Source organism: Streptomyces sp. NPDC048337, assembly GCF_043201175.1.
Lineage (GTDB): Bacteria > Actinomycetota > Actinomycetes > Streptomycetales > Streptomycetaceae > Streptomyces.
This window is the reverse complement of record NZ_JBICYR010000005.1, coordinates 120527-141167: the sequence shown is the minus strand read 5'-3', so window position 1 is coordinate 141167 and position 20641 is coordinate 120527. Positions and strand designations below refer to the sequence as shown.

General features: G+C 72.7%; 22 protein-coding genes. 18 read left to right on the top strand and 4 right to left on the bottom strand.

Going from position 1 to position 20641, the window contains the following annotated elements:
- Positions 1–15 precede the first annotated feature (15 nt).
- Complete coding sequence (locus ACGFYU_RS10735) at positions 16–1848, bottom strand: PP2C family protein-serine/threonine phosphatase (protein WP_393826919.1); 1833 nt, start codon at positions 1846–1848, stop codon at positions 16–18.
- On the bottom strand, positions 1740–2402 hold the full coding sequence (locus ACGFYU_RS10730) for an ANTAR domain-containing protein (protein ID WP_393826918.1): 663 nt from the start codon (positions 2400–2402) through the stop codon (positions 1740–1742). Before ACGFYU_RS10730 ends, ACGFYU_RS10735 begins: the two co-directional genes overlap by 109 nt.
- A 4-nt stretch (positions 2403–2406) precedes the next feature.
- On the opposite strand from ACGFYU_RS10730, the gene ACGFYU_RS10725 reads away from it, so the two are divergent.
- The 7 genes from ACGFYU_RS10725 (at position 2407) to ACGFYU_RS10695 (ending at position 5740) form a co-directional block, all read left to right on the top strand.
- Positions 2407–2583 (top strand): hypothetical protein, encoded by a 177-nt coding sequence (locus tag ACGFYU_RS10725; protein ID WP_393826917.1) that lies wholly within the window; start codon positions 2407–2409, stop codon positions 2581–2583.
- Positions 2580–3131, top strand: a complete 552-nt coding sequence (locus ACGFYU_RS10720; protein WP_393826916.1) for a metallophosphoesterase — start codon at positions 2580–2582, stop codon at positions 3129–3131. The genes ACGFYU_RS10725 and ACGFYU_RS10720 overlap by 4 nt, the downstream gene beginning before the upstream one ends.
- Positions 3132–3176: 45 nt before the next feature.
- The gene (locus tag ACGFYU_RS10715; RefSeq protein WP_393826915.1) at positions 3177–4184 is read left to right on the top strand and encodes a glutathione S-transferase family protein; all 1008 of its coding nucleotides are present in this window, start codon (positions 3177–3179) and stop codon (positions 4182–4184) included.
- An 11-nt stretch (positions 4185–4195) separates the two neighbouring features.
- Positions 4196–4510, top strand: coding sequence for a PRC-barrel domain containing protein (locus tag ACGFYU_RS10710; RefSeq protein WP_393826914.1), 315 nt, complete (start codon positions 4196–4198; stop codon positions 4508–4510).
- A gap of 73 nt (positions 4511–4583) precedes the next feature.
- Entirely contained in the window at positions 4584–4781 is a 198-nt protein-coding gene (locus ACGFYU_RS10705; protein ID WP_393826913.1) for a hypothetical protein, read from the top strand.
- A 257-nt stretch (positions 4782–5038) separates the two neighbouring features.
- Positions 5039–5314 carry a DUF6766 family protein gene (locus tag ACGFYU_RS10700; RefSeq protein WP_393827138.1) on the top strand — a complete coding sequence of 92 codons (276 nt, stop codon included), beginning with the start codon at positions 5039–5041 and terminating at the stop codon, positions 5312–5314.
- 24 nt (positions 5315–5338) lie between these two features.
- Entirely contained in the window at positions 5339–5740 is a 402-nt protein-coding gene (locus ACGFYU_RS10695; protein ID WP_393826912.1) for a hypothetical protein, read from the top strand.
- A gap of 8 nt (positions 5741–5748) precedes the next feature.
- Here the strand turns inward: ACGFYU_RS10695 and ACGFYU_RS10690 are convergent, their stop codons facing one another.
- Together ACGFYU_RS10690 and ACGFYU_RS10685 are read right to left on the bottom strand one after the other, a co-directional pair.
- Positions 5749–6915, bottom strand: coding sequence for an agmatine deiminase family protein (locus ACGFYU_RS10690; protein ID WP_393826911.1), 1167 nt, complete (start codon positions 6913–6915; stop codon positions 5749–5751).
- 183 nt (positions 6916–7098) lie between these two features.
- Positions 7099–7704: a TetR/AcrR family transcriptional regulator gene (locus ACGFYU_RS10685; protein WP_393826910.1), complete on the bottom strand. Its 606-nt coding sequence runs from the start codon at positions 7702–7704 to the stop codon at positions 7099–7101.
- A 124-nt stretch (positions 7705–7828) separates the two neighbouring features.
- Here ACGFYU_RS10685 and ACGFYU_RS10680 point away from each other — a divergent pair, with 124 nt between their 5' ends.
- From ACGFYU_RS10680 to ACGFYU_RS10630, 11 genes are all read left to right on the top strand, one after another.
- Complete coding sequence (locus ACGFYU_RS10680) at positions 7829–9646, top strand: serine/threonine-protein kinase (RefSeq protein ID WP_393826909.1); 1818 nt, start codon at positions 7829–7831, stop codon at positions 9644–9646.
- Positions 9647–9723: 77 nt separating this feature from the next.
- Positions 9724–10893: an agmatine deiminase family protein gene (locus ACGFYU_RS10675; protein WP_393826908.1), complete on the top strand. Its 1170-nt coding sequence runs from the start codon at positions 9724–9726 to the stop codon at positions 10891–10893.
- Between the two features lie 65 nt (positions 10894–10958).
- Positions 10959–11540, top strand: coding sequence for a TetR/AcrR family transcriptional regulator (locus ACGFYU_RS10670; protein WP_393826907.1), 582 nt, complete (start codon positions 10959–10961; stop codon positions 11538–11540).
- Positions 11541–11771: 231 nt separating this feature from the next.
- The gene (gene ureA, locus ACGFYU_RS10665) at positions 11772–12476 is read left to right on the top strand and encodes an urease subunit gamma (RefSeq protein WP_393826906.1); all 705 of its coding nucleotides are present in this window, start codon (positions 11772–11774) and stop codon (positions 12474–12476) included.
- Positions 12473–14224 (top strand): urease subunit alpha, encoded by a 1752-nt coding sequence (locus tag ACGFYU_RS10660; protein ID WP_393826905.1) that lies wholly within the window; start codon positions 12473–12475, stop codon positions 14222–14224. Before ureA ends, ACGFYU_RS10660 begins: the two co-directional genes overlap by 4 nt.
- A gap of 69 nt (positions 14225–14293) precedes the next feature.
- Positions 14294–15307 carry an agmatine/peptidylarginine deiminase gene (locus ACGFYU_RS10655; protein ID WP_393826904.1) on the top strand — a complete coding sequence of 338 codons (1014 nt, stop codon included), beginning with the start codon at positions 14294–14296 and terminating at the stop codon, positions 15305–15307.
- Between the two features lie 86 nt (positions 15308–15393).
- The gene (locus ACGFYU_RS10650; RefSeq protein WP_393826903.1) at positions 15394–17064 is read left to right on the top strand and encodes an ABC transporter substrate-binding protein; all 1671 of its coding nucleotides are present in this window, start codon (positions 15394–15396) and stop codon (positions 17062–17064) included.
- Positions 17061–18020, top strand: coding sequence for an ABC transporter permease (locus ACGFYU_RS10645; protein WP_393826902.1), 960 nt, complete (start codon positions 17061–17063; stop codon positions 18018–18020). The genes ACGFYU_RS10650 and ACGFYU_RS10645 overlap by 4 nt, the downstream gene beginning before the upstream one ends.
- The gene (locus ACGFYU_RS10640) at positions 18017–18871 is read left to right on the top strand and encodes an ABC transporter permease (RefSeq protein ID WP_393826901.1); all 855 of its coding nucleotides are present in this window, start codon (positions 18017–18019) and stop codon (positions 18869–18871) included. Before ACGFYU_RS10645 ends, ACGFYU_RS10640 begins: the two co-directional genes overlap by 4 nt.
- Positions 18868–19848 (top strand): ABC transporter ATP-binding protein, encoded by a 981-nt coding sequence (locus ACGFYU_RS10635; protein ID WP_393826900.1) that lies wholly within the window; start codon positions 18868–18870, stop codon positions 19846–19848. Before ACGFYU_RS10640 ends, ACGFYU_RS10635 begins: the two co-directional genes overlap by 4 nt.
- On the top strand, positions 19838–20635 hold the full coding sequence (locus tag ACGFYU_RS10630; RefSeq protein WP_393826899.1) for an ABC transporter ATP-binding protein: 798 nt from the start codon (positions 19838–19840) through the stop codon (positions 20633–20635). The genes ACGFYU_RS10635 and ACGFYU_RS10630 overlap by 11 nt, the downstream gene beginning before the upstream one ends.
- Positions 20636–20641: the final 6 nt, after the last annotated feature.

The window sequence follows — 20641 nt, the reverse complement described above, 5'->3', positions numbered from 1 at the left end:
GGAATCGTCGTCGGATCAGGAATCGTCCGGGACGTGGATGTCCAGGACGCAGATGTCGTCGCGGTTCCCCGGCCGCAGCGCGGCCAGAGTGCGGGCGAGCATGTCGTTCCCGCTCTCCCGCAGGAGCCGCACGGCGGCCTCGGCGAGTCGCCCGAGCCCCACCTCGATGTCCTCGCCCGGATCCTCCACGAGGCCGTCCGTGTAGAGCAGCAGGTGGTCCCCGGGCAGCAGGTCGAGCGTCTCCTGCCCGTACGAGGAGTGGAACGCGGCGCCGAGCAGGCAGCCCGCGGGCTGTGACAGGTAGCCCGCCTCACCCCCGCGGATCAGCAGCGGCGGCAGGTGCCCGGCACGGACCCAGGTCAGGCGGCGGTCCCAGGGCTGGTAGCGCCCCATGACCATGGTGGCGGTGGCGCCGTCCGGGTCCGTTGCCGTATGCAGCAGCAGGGAGTTGAGCCTGCCGAGGACGTCGGGGAGGGCCGACCCGGTGACGGTCATGCCCTTGGTGTAGAACCGCAGTTGGGCCATGGTGCCGACGGCGGAGAGCCCGTGGCCGGCGACGTCTCCGACCACGAACAGGGCGCTCTCGTCCGGCAGTTCGATCGCGGAGTACCAGTCGCCCCCGACGTTCAGCCCGCTGTCGGCGGGGACGTACGCGACGTCGACGCACAGGCCCGCGAGTTCGAGCGACTGCTCGGGGACCGGCAGCAGGGTGTCCTGGAGCCGGGCGCCCAGCGCGCGTTCGGCCTTCAGCATGCCGCGCTGGACGAGGTTGGCACGCTCGCTCTCGACCAGGGCGAGCTCGGCGTCGCGCAGCGCGGTGAGGTCCTGGAAGAAGCCGTGCACCTCGACGGGGGAACCGTCCGCGTCGGTCCGCGCCTCCGCGACGATCCGCAGGTGGCGCACCCCCTTCGCCGTGGTGACGCGGAAGGGTTCGTCGATGGCCCGGCCGTCGCCCAGCAGCCGCCGGACGGCCGCGCCCAGCCTCGGCAGGTCGTCCGCCGGCAGATGACGGGGGAGCTCCTCCAGCCGCATCGGGCCAAGCGCGGGGTCGCGGTCGAAGACGGCGTAGACCTGGTCGGACCAGGTGACGGTGTCCGTCACCAGGTTCCAGCCCGCCCAGCCCAGGTTGCCCAGGCGCTGCAGTTCGGCGAGCCTGCGGGCCTCGCGCTCGCTGGTGTCGTGGCGGATCCAGGACGCCACCAGACGGTCGCCCAGCCTGGACACCCGGACCGAGTACACCGACTGCTGCGGGACTCCCGCGGTCACCTCCTCGTAGGTGAAGGGTTGGCTCTCGTGGACCACCCCGGTGGTCAGCGTCTCCAGGTACCCGTCCCACAGCGCGGTGCCCGCCACGGTCGGGTACGTCTCCAGGACCCGCCGCCCGACCAGCTCCTTGCCGTGCCGGCCGACCACGTCCACGGACTCCGGCGTCGCGGCGACGATCAGGTAGTCCTCCACCTCCCCCGTCTCCGACCGCAGGGGAGTGAGCAGGACCGCCGGCCCGGACAGCGCGTCGAAGATCGTCTGGACGGCGTCGGCGTCCTCGTGGAGCGGGCCGGGCCCGTGGCCTTCCCGGAGGGGCCCGCCGCAGAGCCTGACGGCCCTCCGCAGCAGGGTGCGGGTGGGTGCGTCGAAGGGGCCCGGCCGAGTACGGAAGAACCCGACGACCGCCGTCACCGGCGGGCTGCCGGGTACGGGGAGCCAGGCGCGCGAGGGCCACCGCTCGGGCGGATTCCCGATCAGCAGGTACTGGACGGCGTCCGCCTCCGGGTCTTCGAGCCAGACCCCCTCCCGGGTGGCGACGGCCTCCAGCGCGGCGACGCCGCTGAGCGGCGGACGTGGCTCCACTGCTCGGCCAGCGCCGCGTCCACACCGGCGCATCCTGCCAGCTCCAGGCTTCCGCCGCCCGCCACCGTGTAGATCATGACGGCGTCCACGGCCTCCGCGTCGCCCAGCACCGCCCGCAGCAGTTCCGCCACGTCGTCCGCGGTACGGGTACCGGCGAGGCCCTCGGCCAGCCGAGCCAGGAGCACCCTGGCGGGCGCGCCGGGCCGTCCGTCCGCCTGCGGCGCCACGACCGACCCGGCCGACGCGCCGTGGGGCGCCGGCGGCGCCGGCGGCGGGGGCCCCGAGCCGACCCGGCTCAGGGTGATCCAGGACTCCTCCAGGAGGGTCCGCCGCCGCTGCTCGGCGCGGTCGAGCAGCAGCTGGTGCGCGGCCTCCGCGGAAACGCCCGCCTGGGCCATCAGCACGCCCTTGGCCCGCTCCACGACGGCCGCCACCGAGGCCACGCCCTCCAGGTCGACGACCTCGGTACGGAGCCTCGCCACGACCTTGGCCAGCGCCAACACCTCGGGTGCCGCGCAGCCGCCGGTTTCGGGAAGCACGGAATCGCCCTCCATACGAATGAGCATGCCACCCCGGGGCGCGGTGGACCTGTTCCCACGGCCCCGCGGATACCGCCGCCCCTCGCCCAGCGTGTCCGGCGCGGACCGGACGAGCTCCACCGGAAGCATCGAGTACCGCATCCGGCACCTGCGGGACCGGCCGGCACACGAGGAGACCGCCGAGGAGCTGTCATGACGCGCGTCGCGGCCGTCGGGGACGTCCACCTCGGCCCGGACGGCGCGGGTCTGCTGCGCCCCGCCTTCGACACCCTCGGCGACCGCGCGGACCTGCTGCTCCTGGCCGACGGCCTGACCCGGCACGGGACTCGGGAAGAAGCCCGGGTGGTGGCCGCGGAGGTCGCCGGTCTGCCCGTGCCCGTGGTCGCGGTCCTCGGGAACCACGACTACCAGAGCGACCAGGAGCGGGCCGTCACCGAGGAGCTCCGCGCGGCGGGCTGTGGGCTGCGGATCGCGCTGACCCACTTCGCGCCCGTGCCGGACACCCTGGCGGGTGAACCCCTGGAGATCTACCCCTTCCTCGGCAGCCACCTCCTCGCCGAGGCGATGGACGAGGAAGGCGCCGACCTCGCCGCCCACGGACACGCCCACCTCGGCACCGAACACGGCATGACGGCGGGCGGCATCAGGGTCCGCAACGTTGCCATGCCCGTCATCGACCGGGCCTTCGCGGTCTACGACCTGTCGCCGAACGGGAACGGATCCGCGCGCCGACGCATCGGATGACGGGCCTTGGCGTTCACGGCGGCCGACCGCGGGTAGGCGCGGGACGTGAGCTATGTGACCCCCGGCAAGGAGTACTCCCGCGACAGCCGGTACCTCACCACCCGGATCACCGCCGACGGCCGCGACGGCTTCCCCGTGGAGCCCGGCCGCTACCGGCTGGTGGTCAGCCGTGCCTGTCCGTGGGCGAGCCGCGCGGTGATCGTACGGCGACTCCTCGGGCTGGAGCGGGCCCTGCCGATGGCCGTCGCCGGGCCGGTGCACGACGAGCGCAGCTGGACCTTCGACCTCGATCCGGGCGGGCGCGACCCCGTACTCGGCATCGAGCGCCTCCGGGAGGCCTACCGCGCGCGCGACCCCGGCTACGACCGCGGCATCACGGTGCCGGCGGTCGTGGACGTCCCGACCGGGAAGGTGGTCACCAACGACTTCCCGCGGATCACGCTCGACATGTCGCTGCAATGGGCGCCCCACCACAGGCCCGGGGCGCCCGCGCTCTATCCGCTCCTGCTGCGGCCGCAGATCGACGCGGTCAACGAGGTGGTGTACCGGGACGTGAACAACGGCGTCTACCGGGCCGGATTCGCCGGGTCGCAGGAGTCCTACGCCGACGCGTACGAGAGGCTGTTCGCCCGGCTCGACTGGCTGTCGGCCCGCCTCGACCGGTCCCGCTACCTCGTCGGCGACACCCTCACCGAGGCGGACGTACGGCTGTTCACCACGCTCGTCCGCTTCGACGTCGTCTACCACGGCCATTTCAAGTGCAACCGGAACAAGCTGACCGAGATGCCGGTGCTGTGGGCGTACGCGCGGGACCTGTTCCAGACACCCGGCTTCGGCGACACCGTCGACTTCGACCACATCAAGCGGCACTACTACCTGGTGCACTCCGACATCAACCCCACCGGCATCGTGCCGAACGGCCCCGACCCGTCGGGCTGGCTGACGCCGCACGGCCGCGCCGCCCTGGGAGGACGGCCGTTCGGCGACGGCACCCCACCCGGCCCGGTCCCGCCCGAGGAGGCGGTACCGCCGGACCACACCCCGCTCTCCTGAAGGAGGCCGCCATGAGTGGCATCAACGACGATCTGGTGGGCTATCGCGTCGAGGCGTCCGACGGACACATCGGCAGCGTGGACCGCCATTCACCCGACGCAGGCAGGGACTTCGTGGTCGTCGACACGGGGCCGTGGATCTTCGGTCGCCATGTCCTGGTCCCCGCCGAGGTCATCACCCGGGTCGACGCCGAGGAGAGGACCGTCCATCTCGCCGCCACGAAGGCCGAGGTCAAGGACTCGCCCGACTTCGAGAGCGGACGCCACGAGGACGACGTCGCCGTCATCCGTCTCATCGAGCAGTACTACGCCAACCGCCACATGTGAATGCGACTTGTCAGGCCCTGTGTCAGCGTGAGCGGGAGGCAGCCCGTACCCCACACGTCAAGGAGTCGCCGTCATGGGCGGTATGAAGGACAAGCGCCAGGAGCCGGGCAAGGGCCGCGAGGAGCAGAAGCGCCCGCAGCGGCCCGGCCAGGACCCGGCCCACCCCGATTCCGGCACCGGCGCCCGGGGCAAGACTCCCGACGAGCTGAAGCGGCGCCGCGAGGAAGACGTGCACCCCGGCGAGCGGGACCGGAGTGACGAGGACTTCTGACCGTACCCAAGCACCGATGGCGGTGGCAGCCGTCGGCGTGGCGGCGCTGCTGAGCGGGGCCGGGGAGGCCGGACAGGCCCCCGCGCGGGCCCTCGCCGAAGCGGACTACCCGCGGGCATGCGCACCGCCGGCGCTGCGGACCCGTCAGCAGCTCCAGGAACACCGCGGGGCGAGCAGCCGTACCGGCGAGCGGCCCACGGGAGCACCACAGGGGCGGCTTCTGGCGGGACAACAGCCTCACCCTCGCCTTCGGCGGGCTGCAGCGGCTCTCGGTCGGGGAAGTACCCGGCACCGTCTGGCTCCTCCAGCGCGGCTCACCCGAATCCAAGGAACTCCACAAGGCAGGACCGGAAAGCGACCGGGAACAGCGCATCGGCGATCACGCCCGAGCCGACTCACCCCGCCGGGCCGGCACGAAGTCCATCGCCGGTACGGCTGCCTGCAACGAGCAGCAGCTGCGCCGGCGCCAGCGAGGATCCCCGGAATCCAAGCCCGTCGGCGCCCCGCACAGCTCCACGGGAGTGGAGGGTTGAACCGAACCGCATGGGAGGTACTTCGTGAGCAGCCCGGTCGGCCTTTCGGAAGGCTGCCTTGACGCCCTTCACCACCTGAAGGAGACCCGGGAGATCAATACCGTGATCCTCCGGATGGCGGATCCACCGGGCGTGCTGGTGCCGGAGGTGGAGGGCAATCTGAGCCATGAGGAGCTCCTGCAGGCGCTGCCCGCGGACGAGGCGCGCCTGGTCGTCCACGAGCTGTCCTTCGCCACCCGGGAAGGGGCCCGCAGGCACGCGCGGCTGCTGGTCCTCTGGATGCCGCCGGACACCGCCGCACAGGAGGCCGAGTACACGGCCGCCCACACCGCCCTGAAGGAGTACCTCACGGACGTCCACGTCCACCTCACGGCACGACGGATCGACCAGCTGGAGTACCGAAGGCTCGTCGCCCTCGCCGGTTGAGGCCGCCGTCAGGCGGCGGGCTTGCCGGGCTGGTCGTGGGTCGAGCAGTGGATGCCGCCGCCGCCCGAGGCGATCGTGTCGATCGGGACCGGCACGACGTCCCGCTTGGGGAAGTGCTCCTGGAGGATGCCGCGGGCCCGGTCGTCGGCCTTGCGGTCCCCGAACTTGGGCATGAAGACGGAGTCGTTGGCGATGTAGAAGTTGGCGTAGGTCGACACGAAGTCGTCTCCGCGGCCCGTGATCCTGTTCAGGTCGGGCTGCGGCAGGTCGATGACCTCGAAGCGCCGGCCGCGGGCGTCCGTCGCCTTCGACAGGACGGACTTCGCCTGATCGGCGGAGCGCGACCAGGAGTCCGCCGGGGTGCTGGGGTGCGCGCGGTCCAGCAGGACCACACCGGGCGCGGTGAAGCGCACCAGGCTGTCCACGTGGGCGTCCGTGATGTCCTCACCGCGTACGCCGGCCAGCCAGACCACCTTCTCGACGCCCAGGGTCTGCTTGAGCTCGGCCTCGATCGTGTCCCGGCTCTTGCCCTTGTTGCGGTTGTCGTTGACGATCGAGCTCTCGGTGATCAGCAGGGTGCCCTCGCCGTCGGGCTCGAAGGATCCGCCCTCCGCGACAAGCGGAGCCTGGACCCGGGGGATCCCGTACTTCTGGAGCAGGGTGCGGCCGACCGCTCCGTCGTTCTCGTGCTGCTGCTTGTTGCCCCAGCCGTTGAAGTTGAAGTCGACCCCGACGACCTTGCCGCCCTCCTCGACGAACACGGGGACGGTGTCGCGGGCCCAGAGGTCGTCGACGGCCAGCGGGATCACCTCGACCTGCGAGCCGCACGCCCGCTGCGCCGCGTCCACCTGGTCGGGCCGGGCCATCATGACGACCGCCTCGTACTCCCCGACCGCCCGCGCGATCCGTGCGATGTCCTCGCGTACGTAGGGCAGGTCGCGCTCCCAGACCTTGGACAGCGCCGGCCAGGACATGAACGTACGGGTGTGGCTCTCCCACTCGGCGCCCAGCCGGCGCCTGCCGGCCGAGGCGGCGGCGGGCTGGGTGGACCCGCCGGTGGCGCCGGCCTGCGCTCCGTTCTGGGAGGGGCCGCAGGCCGAGGCGCCCGCGACCATCGCGCCGATGGCGGAGAGGGTCCGAAGGACGGTCCGGCGGGTAGGGGGCAGGAAGGACACGGGGGACTCCGATCGTGGGCCGGCGGACGGGGTGCATCCGCCAGGGCGGGCGCGGGTGGTGTGGCGTAGGCCGACAAACCGGGCGCTACGGACAAGGGTGCGCGCTCCGCACCGCGAACGGCCGCTCTGCACGGAGAGTGATGCGGCCACGTGTCGTCACTGTCGCACTGACTGGAAATTCAGTCAATTCGCGGGACGGTGATCGAGGGAGTCCAGACGGGCTGTTTCCACTCCGATCGCCTCGCCGAGCAGGCCGCGGGCATGTTCCAGGGGGAGCAGGCCGCTGAGCCAGCGCACGCTGAGTCCCTCCAGCAGAGCGGTCAGGCGCTCCGCGGCGGCCGTGACGGCGCCGGGCGGCGCGGCCGGGCACAGCTCGGCGAGGTGGCCCGCGATCTCCGCCACCCAGGCCGCGCCCGCCGCGGCGAGTTCCTCCCGCAGCTCCGGATCGAAGACCGAGTGCGCCCGCAGCTCTCCCCAGGCCGTACTGTTCTCGCGCACCTCGGGCAGGTCCTGGAACTCCAGCAGCAGGGTCTGCTCCAGGAGCTGCCGCGGGTCGGAGGGGCGGGGTTCTCCCTCCTCCTCCCTCGTTGCGGTGTAGCGGTCCGCCCGGTCCCCGATGAACGCCAGGGCGTGCCGCAGGATGCCGGGCCGGTCCTTGAAGTGGTAGTAGATCAGGGCGGTGGACACGCCGGCCTCGGCCGCGAGGTCCGCCACCCGCAGTCCCCGCACGCCCTGACGTGCGATGACCCGTGCGGCACCCGTGAGGATTGCTCTTCTGCGGTCGGTCACTGTGTGGTCCCTCCTGGTGATACCTCCCGGCCGTGTGCGTCTCGCATTGTCACACATTGACTGAAACTTTAGTTAGCGGCACGATGCGCGCAGGTCATTGCCGCAACGTTGAAAGAGCCACCGCATGCCCGAGCAGCATCCCGGCGTACCACCCACCCCCACGGCGCTGTCCGCCGACGACCCCTACGAGATCGGCGGCTACCGCCTCCACGCCCGTCTCGGCTCCGGCGGCATGGGGGTGGTCTATCTGGCGTACACGCCCGGCGGCCGCCCCATCGCACTGAAGGCCGTACGCGGGGAGTTCGCCGCGGACCCCGAGTTCCGCGAGCGGTTCGCCCAGGAGGTGGCCAGCGCACGCCGGATCCACGGCCTGTTCACGGCCCAGGTGGTCGACTCCGGGGTGGACGACCGCACCCCGTGGCTCGCCACGGCCTACGTGCCGGGCCCCTCGCTGCACGAGGTGGTGCAACGGCACGGACCGCTGCCGGTGCGTACGGTCCTGCTCCTCGTCGCGGGCATCGCCGAGGCGCTCCAGGCGATCCACCGGGTGGGCGTCGTCCACCGCGACCTCAAGCCGGCCAACGTGCTGGTCGCGGGCGACGGCCCGCGGGTGATCGACTTCGGTATCGCGCGTGCGGCCGACGCCGCCGCCCTCACCGGCACGGGCCTGCGGATCGGCACCGCCGCCTTCATGGCGCCCGAGCAGGCGCTGGGCCGCCAGGTGACCCCGGCGACCGACGTCTTCGCGCTCGGCACGCTGGCCGCGCACGTGGCGGGCGGGGTCCCGCCCTTCGGGAACGGGCCGGAGGCCGGGGCCCTGTACCGGGTGGTCCACGAGCATCCCGACCTCAGCCGCGTGCCCCGCGACCTGCACGATCTGATCTCGTGGTGCCTGGCCAAGCGCCCCGAGGACCGCCCCACGACCGTCGAACTGATCGCGTCCGTGCACGCGCACCCCGTGGTGGGGCCGCGGCCGGAGTTCACCGAGGGCTGGCTGCCCCGGCCGGTACGGGACGAGGTCGGGGGCCGGGCGGACGCCGGGTGGCGAGCTCCGGAGCACCTGCAGGCGACCAGGACGGCGGCGACCGCATACCCCGGCCCGGAAGACGGCTGCCCGGTCGCTTCCGCTCCGCCCATGCCCGGCTCCCACGCGCCGACGGCGCCGGCCGGGGCCGGGGCGGTGCCCGTGCCCATGCCCGGGGCGGTGCCCGTGCCCGGGGCCGCGTCCGCGTCCGGGGCCGGGGCCTGGGGCGGGGTCGTGACCGGAGCGTCGGTGCCCGCGCCGGCCCCTTCTCCCGCGCCGGCCCCGCCTCGCACGTCGGACCCGGCTCCCGCGCCGACCCCGTCGGCCGGCCGCGGACCCGGCTCCGACCATCTCGTCCCAGCCCCCGGCCGCCGTGCGGCCAGGCGCGGGCGGCGGCGCCCGCCGACGGCGGCCCTGGCGGTGGCCGCCACCCTGCTGGCCTGCGCCGGAGCCGTGTACTACCTGGACGACCCCGCGGGGGAGGGGGCCGGCCCGGACGTGAGCGGGAGCCCCGCCACCCGGCCGGCCCCGGCCCCGCCCACGGCCGCCGCCTACCTCCCCGGTTACGCGAAGGCCCAGCTCACCGCCCCCGACTCCGGCTACGAGTTCGACCTGAAGGCGGGCAAGGTGGTGCCCGCCGAGACGGCCACCTGGTACCTGGCGCGCGACGGCCAGGCGTTCCTGCCGTCCGACGAGTCGGACGCCTTCGTGGCCGACGGCGCGGAGCTGACGGCGGCCGACTGCGTCCACGGCATCGAGACGCGACCGGCCGCCGCCCTGCCCTTCAACGCGCTCGCCCACGCCCGGCCGTTCTGCGTGCGCAGTCCGGACCGGAACGACATCGCGATCGTGCGGCTGGTCGAGGCCGCCGCCGGCGGCTCCGTGACGATCGCCGTGGACCAGTACCGCCGGCCCTGAAACCCAGGACTTGACTGAATTTTCAGTTAACGCAAGGATGCCGAGTCATCCGGCCCCCTCACCCTCAGGGAGACCCCATGGACACGCCCCGCGCCACCCGCCGCCGACTGCTCCAGTTCGGCGCGGCGGCCCTGCCGCTCACCGCCCTCGGTCCGCTCCTCCCCTCCACCGCCGCGCACGCGGCCACCGCACCCGGCGGCGGTTCCGCGGCCCTGCGGATGCCCGCGGAGACCGACCGCCACGTCCGCACCTACATGGCCTGGCCCGCCCTCTCCTCGGTCTGGGAGGGCAAGCTCGACGCGGTCCGCGGCAACATCGCCGACGTCGCGTACGAGATATCGCGCTTCGAGCCGGTCGTCATGCTGGCGCGCCCCGGTCAGGCCGCCGACGCCCGCTACCGCTGCGGGCGCGGCGCGTACCACGCCATCGACGTCATCGAGATCCCCAACGACGACCTCTGGATCCGGGACTTCGGCCCCACCTTCGTGGTCGGCCCCGGAGCCGTCGCCGGGGTGGACACCAACTTCAACGGCTGGGGCAAGACGGGCACGCCGTACGCCCAGCCCTTCGCCAACGACGCGGCGGCGGCCGGCGTCCTCCTCGGCGAGTACGGGGTGCCGCGGATCCGCGCGGGATTCGTCGGCGAGGGCGGCTCGCTGGAGACCGACGGCGAGGGAACCCTGCTGGCCACGGTCAGCTCGCTGGTGAACGCCAACCGCAACCCGGGCATGAGCCAGGACCAGGTCGAACAGGCCCTGAAGACCGCCCTCGGCATCGAGAAGGTCATCTGGGTCCCGGGTCTGGCCGGCCAGGACATCACGGACTGTCACATCGACTGCCTGGCCCGTTTCACCGCCCCGGGACGGGTCATCCTGGACAAGCCCGGAGCCGGTGCGGACCCGAAGTGGATCGCCGTCTACGAGGAGACCAAGCGGGCCCTGGAAAGCACCACCGACGCCCGCGGCCGCCGCCTCGCCGTCACGGAGCTCCCCGGCCCCGACCGCCGCCGGATCCGCGGCGGGGGAGCGGAGTTCCTGTCCAGCTACACCAACTACTACACCGCGAACGGCGCCGTCATCGCGCCGCAGTTCGGCGACGGGTACGCCGACGGTCTCGCGTACGCCATCCTGCAGGCCGCCTACCCCGACCGGCAGGTGGTCCAGATCGGCATCGACCACATCGCCGGCGGGGGCGGCGGCATCCACTGCGCCACCCAGTCCCACCCGGCCGCCCCGCCCCTGGCCTGATGTCCGCCGCTCCCGGTGACGGGCCGCGTACGCCGGTCACGGAACGCCCCGGTAAAGTGCGGGCCATGGCGTCTCGCAGCACTCAGATCCTCGAAGCGGCCGCCCGGGTGATCGCCCGGCGCGGGGTCCGCGGGCTGCGCGTGGAGGAACTCGCGGCGGAGGCCGGCGTCTCCACCGCCCTGATCTACTACCACTTCAAGGACCGCACGGGGGTCCTGCGCCAGACCCTCGAATTCATCAACGACCGTGCGGAGCGCTACACCACCGACCGCGACCCGGACGAACCGCCGCTCACCCCTCGGGAGGAGCTGGAGGAGACGCTGCTGCTGGAGCTCCAGGACACCGTCGAGGTACGGGAGAACAGCTCGGCCTGGGGCGAACTGCGGGCCAGTGCGGTCTTCGACGAGGTGCTGCGCGAGGACCTGGCCCGGGCCACCCTGGTGTGGGTCCAGGAGGTCGCCGCGCTGCTGGGCCAGGTCCAGCCGATGGCGCCGGCCTCGGCGCTCGCCGCCGCGGCCGAACGGCTCACCGCCCTCCTGGAGGGGCTCAGCATGCGCTGGCTCAGCGGTGGCATCAGGATCGGCCACGCGCGGGAGCTCATGAGCGGCGCCATCGACGCCGAACTGGCCGGGCTCCGGCAGAACTGACTGACGTACCCGGACCCCGCCCTGCGGGGCGCGGTCGCCGGGGGCTGAAGCCTGCCCTGGAACGCCGTCCGACCCGATCCGACCCTGTCGACCCTGTCCTCTTCGGGATCAGGGCCTTTCATTGCCAAGCTATTGACTGAATTTTCAGTCAATGCCAGAGTCGCAATCCCGGACGGCGAATTCCGGCCCTCCCAGGCCCGCTCGCCCCGCCTTCCGGAGGAAGGAAAGACCATGCCCCTGACGCCCACCGAACGTGACCGGCTGCTGCTGTTCACCGCCGCCGAACTGGCCAGGGCCCGGCACGCGCGGGGCCTGCGGCTCAACGTCCCGGAGGCGACCGCCGTGATCGCCGACACGGTGTGCGAGGCGGCGCGCGACGGCCTCCGCCTCGCCGAAGCCCTCGAGCGCGGCCGAGGTGTCCTCGGCCCGGACGACGTGCTTCCGGGCGTCGTCGACATCGTGACCGAGGTGATGGTCGAGGCGGTGTTCGAGGACGGCACCCGCCTCGCGGCGATCAGTGACCCCTTCGGGGAGCACCCCCGCGACGACGGGGCGCCGGGCGCCGTGCTGCCCGCCTCGGACACCGTCGAGGCGCCGGCCCCGGTCCTGACCCTCGCCGTACGCAACACGGCCTCGGTACCGGTGAGCGTGACCTCGCACTTCCACTTCTTCGAGGCCAACCCCCGGCTCGACTTCGACCGCGCCGCCGCGTACGGCATGCGCCTGGCCGTCGCCGCCGGGTCGTCCACCCGGTTCGACTCCGGCGCCACCGTCGAGGTGGGCCTCGTCCCCATCGGCGGCGACCGGATCGCGATCGGCTTCGCCGGCCTGGTCGACGGCCCCCTCGACGCCCCCGGCGCGAAGGAAGAGGCCCTGCTCAGGGCCGCGGCCTGCGGCTACCTCGGCGTGCGTACCCCAGAAGGAATCCCGACATGAGCAGACCGACCCGACACGGCGACCACTGCGCCCCCGGCAGCAGCCGGGACATCGACCCGCACGAGTACGCGGCGGTGCACGGCCCGCGGGCCGGGGACCGGGTACGCCTGGGCGATTCGGGACTCGTCGTCCGGGTGGAGTCCGACGCGCAGAAGCCGGGCGACGAGTTCCTGGCCGGTTTCGGCAAGACCGCGCGTGACGGCCTGCACCTGAAGGCGGCGGCGGTGCGCGAGACGTGCGACGTCGTCATCAGCAACGTGCTGGTCATCGACGCCGTCCTGGGCGTCCGCAAGGTGTCCATCGGTATCCGCGAGGGCCGTATCCACGCGATCGGCCGGGCCGGCAACCCCGACACCCTCGACGGCGTGGACGTCGTCGTAGGCACCGGCACCACCATGATCTCGGGCGAGGGTCTGATCGCCACCGCCGGCGCCGTGGACACCCACGTGCACCTGCTGTCCCCGCGGATCATGGAGGCCTCGCTCGCGAGTGGTGTGACCACGATCATCGGGCAGGAGATCGGCCCGAGTTGGGGTGTGGGCGTGAACTCGCCCTGGGCGCTGAAGCACGGGTTCAACGCCTTCGACGCCTGGCCGGTCAACATCGGCTTCCTGGCCCGCGGCTCCTCCTCGGACGCCGCCCCCCTCGTCGAGGCCCTGGCCGAGGGCGGGGCGTGCGGTTTCAAGGTCCACGAGGACATGGGCGCCCACACCCGCGCCCTGGACACCGCCCTGCGGGTGGCCGAGGAGCACGACGTACAGGTCGCGCTGCACAGCGACGGCCTGAACGAGTGCCTCTCGGTCGAGGACACCCTGCGTGTCCTGGAGGGGCGTACGATCCACGCCTTCCACATCGAGGGCTGCGGCGGCGGGCACGTCCCCAACGTGCTGAAGATGGCGGGCGTGCCGAACGTCATCGGCTCCTCCACCAACCCCACCCTGCCCTTCGGCCGGGACGCGGTCGCCGAGCACTACGGCATGATCGTCTCCGTCCACGCCCTGAAGACCGACCTCCCGGGCGACGCGGCCATGGCCCGCGACCGGATCCGGGCCGGGACGATGGGGGCCGAGGACGTCCTGCACGACCTCGGGGCGATCGCGATCACCTCCTCGGACGCCCAGGGCATGGGCCGGGCCGGGGAGACCGTCCGCCGGACGTTCGCCATGGCCGGGAAGATGAAGGCCGAGCTCGGGCCCATGGAGGGCGACGGCGAGGGCGACGACAACGCCCGCGTCCTGCGCTACATGGCCAAGCTGACCATCAACCCCGCCATCGCCCACGGCCTGGCCCACGAGATCGGCTCCATCGAGGTCGGCAAGCTCGCCGACATCGTGCTCTGGCGCCCGCCCTTCTTCGGCGCGAAGCCCCAGCTGGTCCTCAAGTCAGGCTTCCCGGCCTACGGAGTCACCGGCGACCCCAACGCCGCCACCGACTGCTGTGAGCCACTGGTCCTGGGCCCCCTGTTCGGTGCGCACGGCGGCGCCCCCGCGGACCTCTCGGTGGCGTTCGTCAGCCGCGCCGCGGCCGAGTCGGGCTCCTTCGGCGCCCCGTACGACGCCCTGGCGACCCGACGCCGCCGGGTCGCCGTGCGGGGGACCCGTGGCATCGGCCCGAAGGACATGGTCGGCAACGCCCGGCTGGGGGATGTCCACGTGAACCCCCGGAGCGGCCTCGTCACGCTCGACGGCGAGCCCCTGCGCTCCGAACCGGCGCAGGAGGTCTCCCTCAACCGCCTCTACTTCCTCTGACCGATCTCGCTCTTGACTGAATTTTCAGTTCGATGGAAGACTCCGCCAACGAAAGAAATGAGACCTCTGATGGCTGAATACCGTATGCCCGCCGAGTGGTCCGAGCACGAGGGCTGCCTGATGGCCTGGCCCACCCGCGAGGAGCTGTGGGGAAGCGTCCTCGCCGACGCGAAGGAGGAGTACGCCAACGTCGCCCGCGCCATCGCCGCCTTCGAACCCGTGACGATGGTCGCCCCGCCCGGCCACGGCGAGGAGGCCCGGGCCCGCTGCGGGAAGGACACCCCTGGCATCACCGTCATCGAGCTGCCGCTCGACGACTCCTGGTTCCGCGACTCCGCCCCGCTGTTCGTCCTCGACGGGGACGGCAACCGGGCCGGCGTGGACTTCCGCTTCAACGCCTGGGGCCGCAAGCACCACCCCTTCGACGCCGACGACCGGGTCAGCGCCCTGCTGCTGGAGCACGTCGGGGCCGACCGGATCGCCTCCGACATGATCCTCGAAGGCGGCGCGATCACCGTCGACGGCGAGGGCACGCTGATCACCACCGAGCAGTGCCTGCTCCACCCCAACCGCAACCCCGGCATGAGCCGTGACGAGATCGAGGCCGAGCTGAAGGCCCGGCTCGGGGTCACCAAGGTCATCTGGCTGCCGTACGGCGGGCTCCTCGACACCGAGACCGACGGCCACGTCGACGGCGTCGCGGCGTTCGCCGCGCCCGGCACCGTCGTCGTCTCCCTGCCGTCCGACCCCGCCCACCCCGACTACGCCAGGATGCGCGCCAACCGCGCGGTGCTGGAGGCCACCACCGACGCCCGGGGCCGCCGCCTGGAGATCATCGACGTACCGCAGACCTCCTTCGCGGACTTCGCCGACGGCGAGATCGAGGTCTCGTACCTGAACTACTACGTCGCCAACGGTGGCGTGGTCGTCCCGGTGGCCGGGGCGCCCCAGGACGAGGACGCCCTCGCCGTCATCGCCTCCGCCTACCCCGGCCGCAAGGTCGTCGGGGTGCGGGCGCTCGCCGTCGCGTTCGGCGGTGGCGGGGTCCACTGCATCACCCAGCAGATCCCCGCCGCCGGCTGACCCGCGTACCGGCCCCACCAGGCGGACCGCCCCGGCGGTCCGCCCGCTCCTCCCCCCGCATCCCTCACGGAAAAGAGAGCGCGAAGATGACCACCTCCCCACCCCGCACGGGCAGACGCACCCACCGCCGGCCCGGCCGCCGCACCGCGGGCCTCACCACCGCCGTCCTGACCTCCTTCGCCCTGCTCGCCGCGGCCTGCTCGGGCCCGCCCAAGGCCGACGGCGGCAACGTCACCGACGTCCACCTCTCCGCCACCACGCCCCAGGCACGCGGTGAGATCGACTCCTTCAGCTGGGCCGTCTACGCCGAACCGCCCACCCTCGACTACACGGTGGCCTTCGACTACCCGCAGAACACCATCCTGTCCAACGTGTGCGAGAGCCTCATGCGCTGGACCCCCGGCCTCACCACCGAGCCCGGCCTCGCCCGGAAGGCGTCCAACCCCGACCCCACCACCTGGGTCTACGACCTGCGCCCCGGCGTCCGCTTCCACGACGGCAACGAGATGACAGCCGACGACGTGGTCTTCAGCCTCGGCCGGCAGACGGACCCCGACAACGCGGCCGCCTGGGCCCAGGTGTTCCAGAACGTCACCTCCGTCACCAAGAGCGGCCCGCTCCAGGTCACCGTCAAGCTCAAGAAGCCCGACTCGCAGTTCCCGCAGTACATGGCGACCGCCGCCGGCGTGGTGGCGTCCAAGGCGGGAGTCGAGGCGGCCGGCAAGGACTACGGCACCACCGGCGGCCTCGCCTGCACCGGCCCCTTCCAACTCGGCACGTGGAACAAGGGCCAGTCGATCGAACTCGACCGCTTCGACGGCTACTGGGGCACCAAGGCCAAGTCGAAGAAGGCCGTCTTCCGCGTCCTGACCGACCCCTCCGCCCGCACCAACGCCCTGCTCAGCGGGGAGGTCGACGGCGGCTACCTGATCCCCACCGAGAGCTACGCGCGCCTGCGCGAAAGCGGCACGGGCACCCTCTACTTCGGCGAGGGCCTGAGCACGGTCAACGTCAACGTCACCAACATGCAGGGCCCCCTCGGCGACGTCCGCGTCCGCCGGGCCCTGTCCCTGGCCCTCGACCGCACCGGATTCGTCAAGGCCGGCCTCGGGGGCGCGGGCACCGTCACCAACTCCCTCACCACCCGGGCCGCGTGGGCCGCGGCCCCCGAACACACCCTGAAGACGGCCTTCGACGGGCTCCCGCCCTCCGGCCAGGACATCGAGCAGGCCAAGGCCCTGATCAAGGAGGCCGGGGCCACCGGCAAGTCCCTGACCATGGCGACCAGTTCCATAGGCCAGGACGTGTCCCTGCTCGCCACCGCCGTCCAGGCGGCCGGTACCCGGATCGGCCTGGACATCCGGCTGAAGACCATCGCCCCCAACGCGTTCACCGCGCTGTTCACCGACCCCGGGGCGCGCGAGGGCATCGACATGTTCCCGCTCACCTACTACGACTCGATCACCGATCCCCTCGACCTGCTGTCGAACTTCAAGACCGGCGCCTACATGAACTTCGCCGGCTACAGCGACCCCGAGTACGACCGGCTCGTCGAGCAGGCCGCCGCCGTCTACCCGGTCGAGGAGCGGCTGGACATCGAGGCGAAGCTGCAGCGCCAGGCCTCCGAGCAGCTGCTGTGGATCCCCGTCGCCGAGTGGCCGACCGCGCTGTTCCTGGGCAAGCGGATCACCGGAGCGCCCACCACGATCTCCTACATGTACCACCCGTGGGCCGCAGACGTGGGGGCCGCACCGTGAGCTTCGTCCGCTTCGCCGTACGACGGGTGGCGGAAATGGCCGCCACCCTCCTCGTCGCCTCGTTCGTGGTCTTCGGAGCCATGTACCTGGCACCCGGCAGCCCGGCGAGCTTCCTGCTCGCCGGCCGTTCGGCCTCCCCCGAGGCCCTCGCCTCGATCAATGCCCAGTACCACCTGGACGAGCCCTTCCTCGTACGCTACCTCCGCTGGCTCGGGGACGTGCTGCAGGGCGACTTCGGGCGCTCGATCACCTACCGCACCGACGTCTCCCGCCTGTTGGCGGACCGGCTTCCCGTGACGCTGCTGCTGATCGCCATGGCGCTCGTCGTGGTCGTGGCGATCGGCCTGCTGCTGGGCCGGATCGCCGCCGTCCGGGGTGGGGCCACCGACTCCGCCATCCTGGTCACCACGACGTTCGCCGTCGGCACCCCGTCCTTCGTCGCGGCCGTCCTGCTCCAGGGGCTGTTCGCCGTCCGGCTCGGCTGGTTCCCCAGCAGCGGCGCCGGCGACGGCCTCGGCGACATGCTCTGGCACCTCGCCCTCCCCTCGATCGCCCTGGCGCTCTACCTGATCGGCATGCTCGCCCGGGTCACCCGCTCGGCCATGCTCGAAGCCCTCGACAGCGAGCACGTCACCGTCGCCCGCAGCCGCGGCGTCCCCGAACGCCAGGTCATCCGCCGCCACGTCTTCCGCAACTCCCTCGGGACGGTCCTGACCACCGGCGGACTGATCGTCTCCACCCTGCTGGTGTGCACCATCCTCGTGGAGACCGCCTTCAGCATCGGCGGTATCGGCCAGCTCCTCGAACTGTCCACCACCACCAAGGACTTCCCCACCGTCCAGGCGATCTCCCTGATCATCGTCGCCCTCTTCATGACGGTGAACCTGATCGTGGACCTGGCCCTGCCCCTGGTCGACCCCCGGGTCACCCTCACCTCCAGGAAGGCCACCGCGTGACCGCCGTCCTGACCCGCCGGCCGGGCCTCTCCCGGATCCGCGCCGCCGGCTCCCCACTCCACCGCGTCTGCCTGGCGCTCGTCGGCCTGGTCGTCCTCGCCGCGCTGCTCGCGCCGTGGCTGGCGACCCAGGATCCCAACGCCGTGGACCTCGCGGGCGCCCTCGCCGGACCCTCCGCCGCGCACCCGCTCGGCGTGGACGCCGCCGGCCGCGACACCCTCGCCCGGCTGCTGCTCGGAGCGCGCACCTCCCTGCTCGGGCCGCTGGGCGTCGTCGTCTTCTCCACCGTCGCCGGCATCGCCGTCGGCATGGCCGCCGCCTGGCGCGGCGGCTGGCTCGACTCCGTCCTCTCCCGGAGCACGGAACTCGTCTTCGCCTTTCCCGGCATGCTGCTGGCCATCCTGATCATCTCGGTGTACGGAGAAGGCCTGTTGGCTCCCGTCATCGCCCTGGCCGTGGCCTACCTGCCCTACGTCAGCCGCCTCACCCGCTCGCTCGTACTCGCCGAGCGCGCCCGCCCGTACGTGAGCGCCTACCGGGTCCAGGGGCACTCGGCCGTGCAGATCTGCCTGCGCCACGTCCTGCCCAACATCGCCCCCGTCGTCCTCGCCCAGTCCACCATCAACTTCGGCTACGCCCTCATGGACCTGGCCGGACTGTCCTTCCTCGGGCTCGGCGTCCCCGCCCTCACCCCCGACTGGGGCCGCATGGTCTTCGACGGGCAGACCGCCATCCAGCACGGCTACCCGCTGTCCGCGATCCTGCCCTGCGCCTTCATCGTGCTGACCGTGGTCGCCTTCAACGTGGTGGGCGAGCGGTGGGCCGACCGAGTCGCCAGGAGAGACAGATGAACACCCTCGACATCCAAGGGCTGCGGGTCACCCTGCCCGGCACCGCCCGGCCCGTCCTCGACGGCGTCGACCTCACCGTCGCCGCCGGCGAGACCGTCGCCCTCGTCGGCGAGTCCGGCTCCGGCAAGAGCCTCACCTCCCGCAGTGCGCTGCGCCTGCTGCCGCCCGGCGCGGTCGTCGAAGGCGCCGTACGGGTCGGCGGGCAGGACGTGCTCGCCATGGACGCCGACCGGCTGCGCGGCGTACGCGCCGGCACGGTCGCCATGGTCTTCCAGGACCCGCGCGCCGCCGTCAACCCGCTGCGCCGCATCGGGGACTTCCTCACCGAGAGCGTCACGCTCACCGGGACGATGAACGGGCAGGACGCCGAGGCCCGCGCGCTCGAACTCCTCCGGGCCGTGGGCCTGGACGCGTCCGTGCTGCGCAAGTACCCCGGCCAGGTCTCCGGCGGCATGCTCCAGCGGGTCGTGATCGCGGCCGCGCTCATGGGGGATCCCGCGCTCCTGCTGGCCGACGAGCCCACCACCGCGCTGGACGTCACCAGCCAGGCCGAGGTCATCGCCGTCCTGGCGGGACTCCGCGAACGCTTCGGCACCGGGCTGCTGTTCGTCACCCACGACCTCGATCTGGCCGCCGCCATCAGCGACCGCGTCTACGTCATGTACGCCGGGCGGATCGCGGAGACCGGCCCCGCCGAGGTCCTCTTCACACGCCCCAGGCACCCGTACACGGCCGCGCTCCTCGCCTCCACCCCGCGGATGGAGGGCCCCCGGGGCAGGCTCGCCGCCATCGAGGGCCAGCCGCCTGACCTGCGGGAGCCACTGCCCGGCTGCGCCTTCGCCGCCCGCTGCCCGCTCGCCACGGAGGTCTGCGACCAGCGGGCCCCGCTGCCGGCGGCGGCCCCGGACCGGCCGGACCACCGCGCCGCCTGCCACCACAGCGACCTGCTCGAAGGGACCGCCGTCGATGCCCGATAACGTACTGGAGGTCACCGGACTGCACCGCTCCTACGGAGCCGTCCGCGCGGTGGACGACGTGTCCTTCGCCCTCCCGGAAGGCGGATCGCTGGGCATCGTGGGGGAGTCCGGCTCCGGCAAGACGACCACCGCCCGCATCGTCGTCGGCCTGGAGCAGGCCGACGCGGGAGACGTACGGGTCCGCGGCAGGTCCCGGACGGAGCGCACCCGGGGCCGGGCCGCGCGGCTGGCCCGGGCCCGCGAGATCCAGATGGTCTTCCAGGACCCGTACCTCTCCCTCGACCCGCGCACCGGCGTCGAAGCGGCCCTGCGCGAAACGCTGCGGCTGCACTTCCCCGGGCGCGACCACACGCGGCGGATACGGGAACTGCTGGACCAGGTCGGCCTCGGCACCCGGGCCGCCGACGCCCTGCCGCGGCAGCTCTCCGGCGGCCAGCGCCAGCGCGTCGCCATCGCCCGGGCCCTCGCCGTCGAACCGGCCGTCCTCATCCTCGACGAGGCCGTCGCCGCCCTCGACGTCTCCGTACAGGCGCAGATCCTCAACCTGCTGGCCGACATCAGGGAGCAGACCGGGATCGGGTACCTCTTCATCACCCACGACCTCGGGGTCGTCCGCTGCGTCACCGACGAGATCGTCGTGATGCGCCACGGGGCCGTGGTCGAACAGGGCGGCACGCAGGAGGTGCTCGCCGCGCCCCGGCATCCGTACACCCGGCTGCTGCTGGAGTCCGTGCCCCGCCCGGGCTGGGACCCGGCGGCGATCGCCGCGGCCCGGCGGGAGCTCTAGTGCCAG

Bases quoted from the DNA above. Each gene is read 5' to 3' on its own strand.
- ACGFYU_RS10705 (WP_393826913.1), top strand. From the start codon at position 4,584: ATGGGCGGTATGAAGGACAAGCGCCAGGAGCCGGGCAAGGGCCGCGAG.
- ACGFYU_RS10660 (WP_393826905.1), top strand. From the start codon at position 12,473: ATGAGCAGACCGACCCGACACGGCGACCACTGCGCCCCCGGCAGCAGC.
- ACGFYU_RS10680 (WP_393826909.1), top strand. From the start codon at position 7,829: ATGCCCGAGCAGCATCCCGGCGTACCACCCACCCCCACGGCGCTGTCC.
- ACGFYU_RS10670 (WP_393826907.1), top strand. From the start codon at position 10,959: ATGGCGTCTCGCAGCACTCAGATCCTCGAAGCGGCCGCCCGGGTGATC.
- ureA (WP_393826906.1), top strand. From the start codon at position 11,772: ATGCCCCTGACGCCCACCGAACGTGACCGGCTGCTGCTGTTCACCGCC.
- ACGFYU_RS10675 (WP_393826908.1), top strand. From the start codon at position 9,724: ATGGACACGCCCCGCGCCACCCGCCGCCGACTGCTCCAGTTCGGCGCG.
- ACGFYU_RS10650 (WP_393826903.1), top strand. From the start codon at position 15,394: ATGACCACCTCCCCACCCCGCACGGGCAGACGCACCCACCGCCGGCCC.
- ACGFYU_RS10725 (WP_393826917.1), top strand. From the start codon at position 2,407: ATGAGCATGCCACCCCGGGGCGCGGTGGACCTGTTCCCACGGCCCCGC.
- ACGFYU_RS10710 (WP_393826914.1), top strand. From the start codon at position 4,196: ATGAGTGGCATCAACGACGATCTGGTGGGCTATCGCGTCGAGGCGTCC.
- ACGFYU_RS10655 (WP_393826904.1), top strand. From the start codon at position 14,294: ATGGCTGAATACCGTATGCCCGCCGAGTGGTCCGAGCACGAGGGCTGC.
- ACGFYU_RS10630 (WP_393826899.1), top strand. From the start codon at position 19,838: ATGCCCGATAACGTACTGGAGGTCACCGGACTGCACCGCTCCTACGGA.
- ACGFYU_RS10635 (WP_393826900.1), top strand. From the start codon at position 18,868: ATGAACACCCTCGACATCCAAGGGCTGCGGGTCACCCTGCCCGGCACC.
- ACGFYU_RS10720 (WP_393826916.1), top strand. From the start codon at position 2,580: ATGACGCGCGTCGCGGCCGTCGGGGACGTCCACCTCGGCCCGGACGGC.
- ACGFYU_RS10730 (WP_393826918.1), bottom strand. From the start codon at position 2,402: ATGGAGGGCGATTCCGTGCTTCCCGAAACCGGCGGCTGCGCGGCACCC.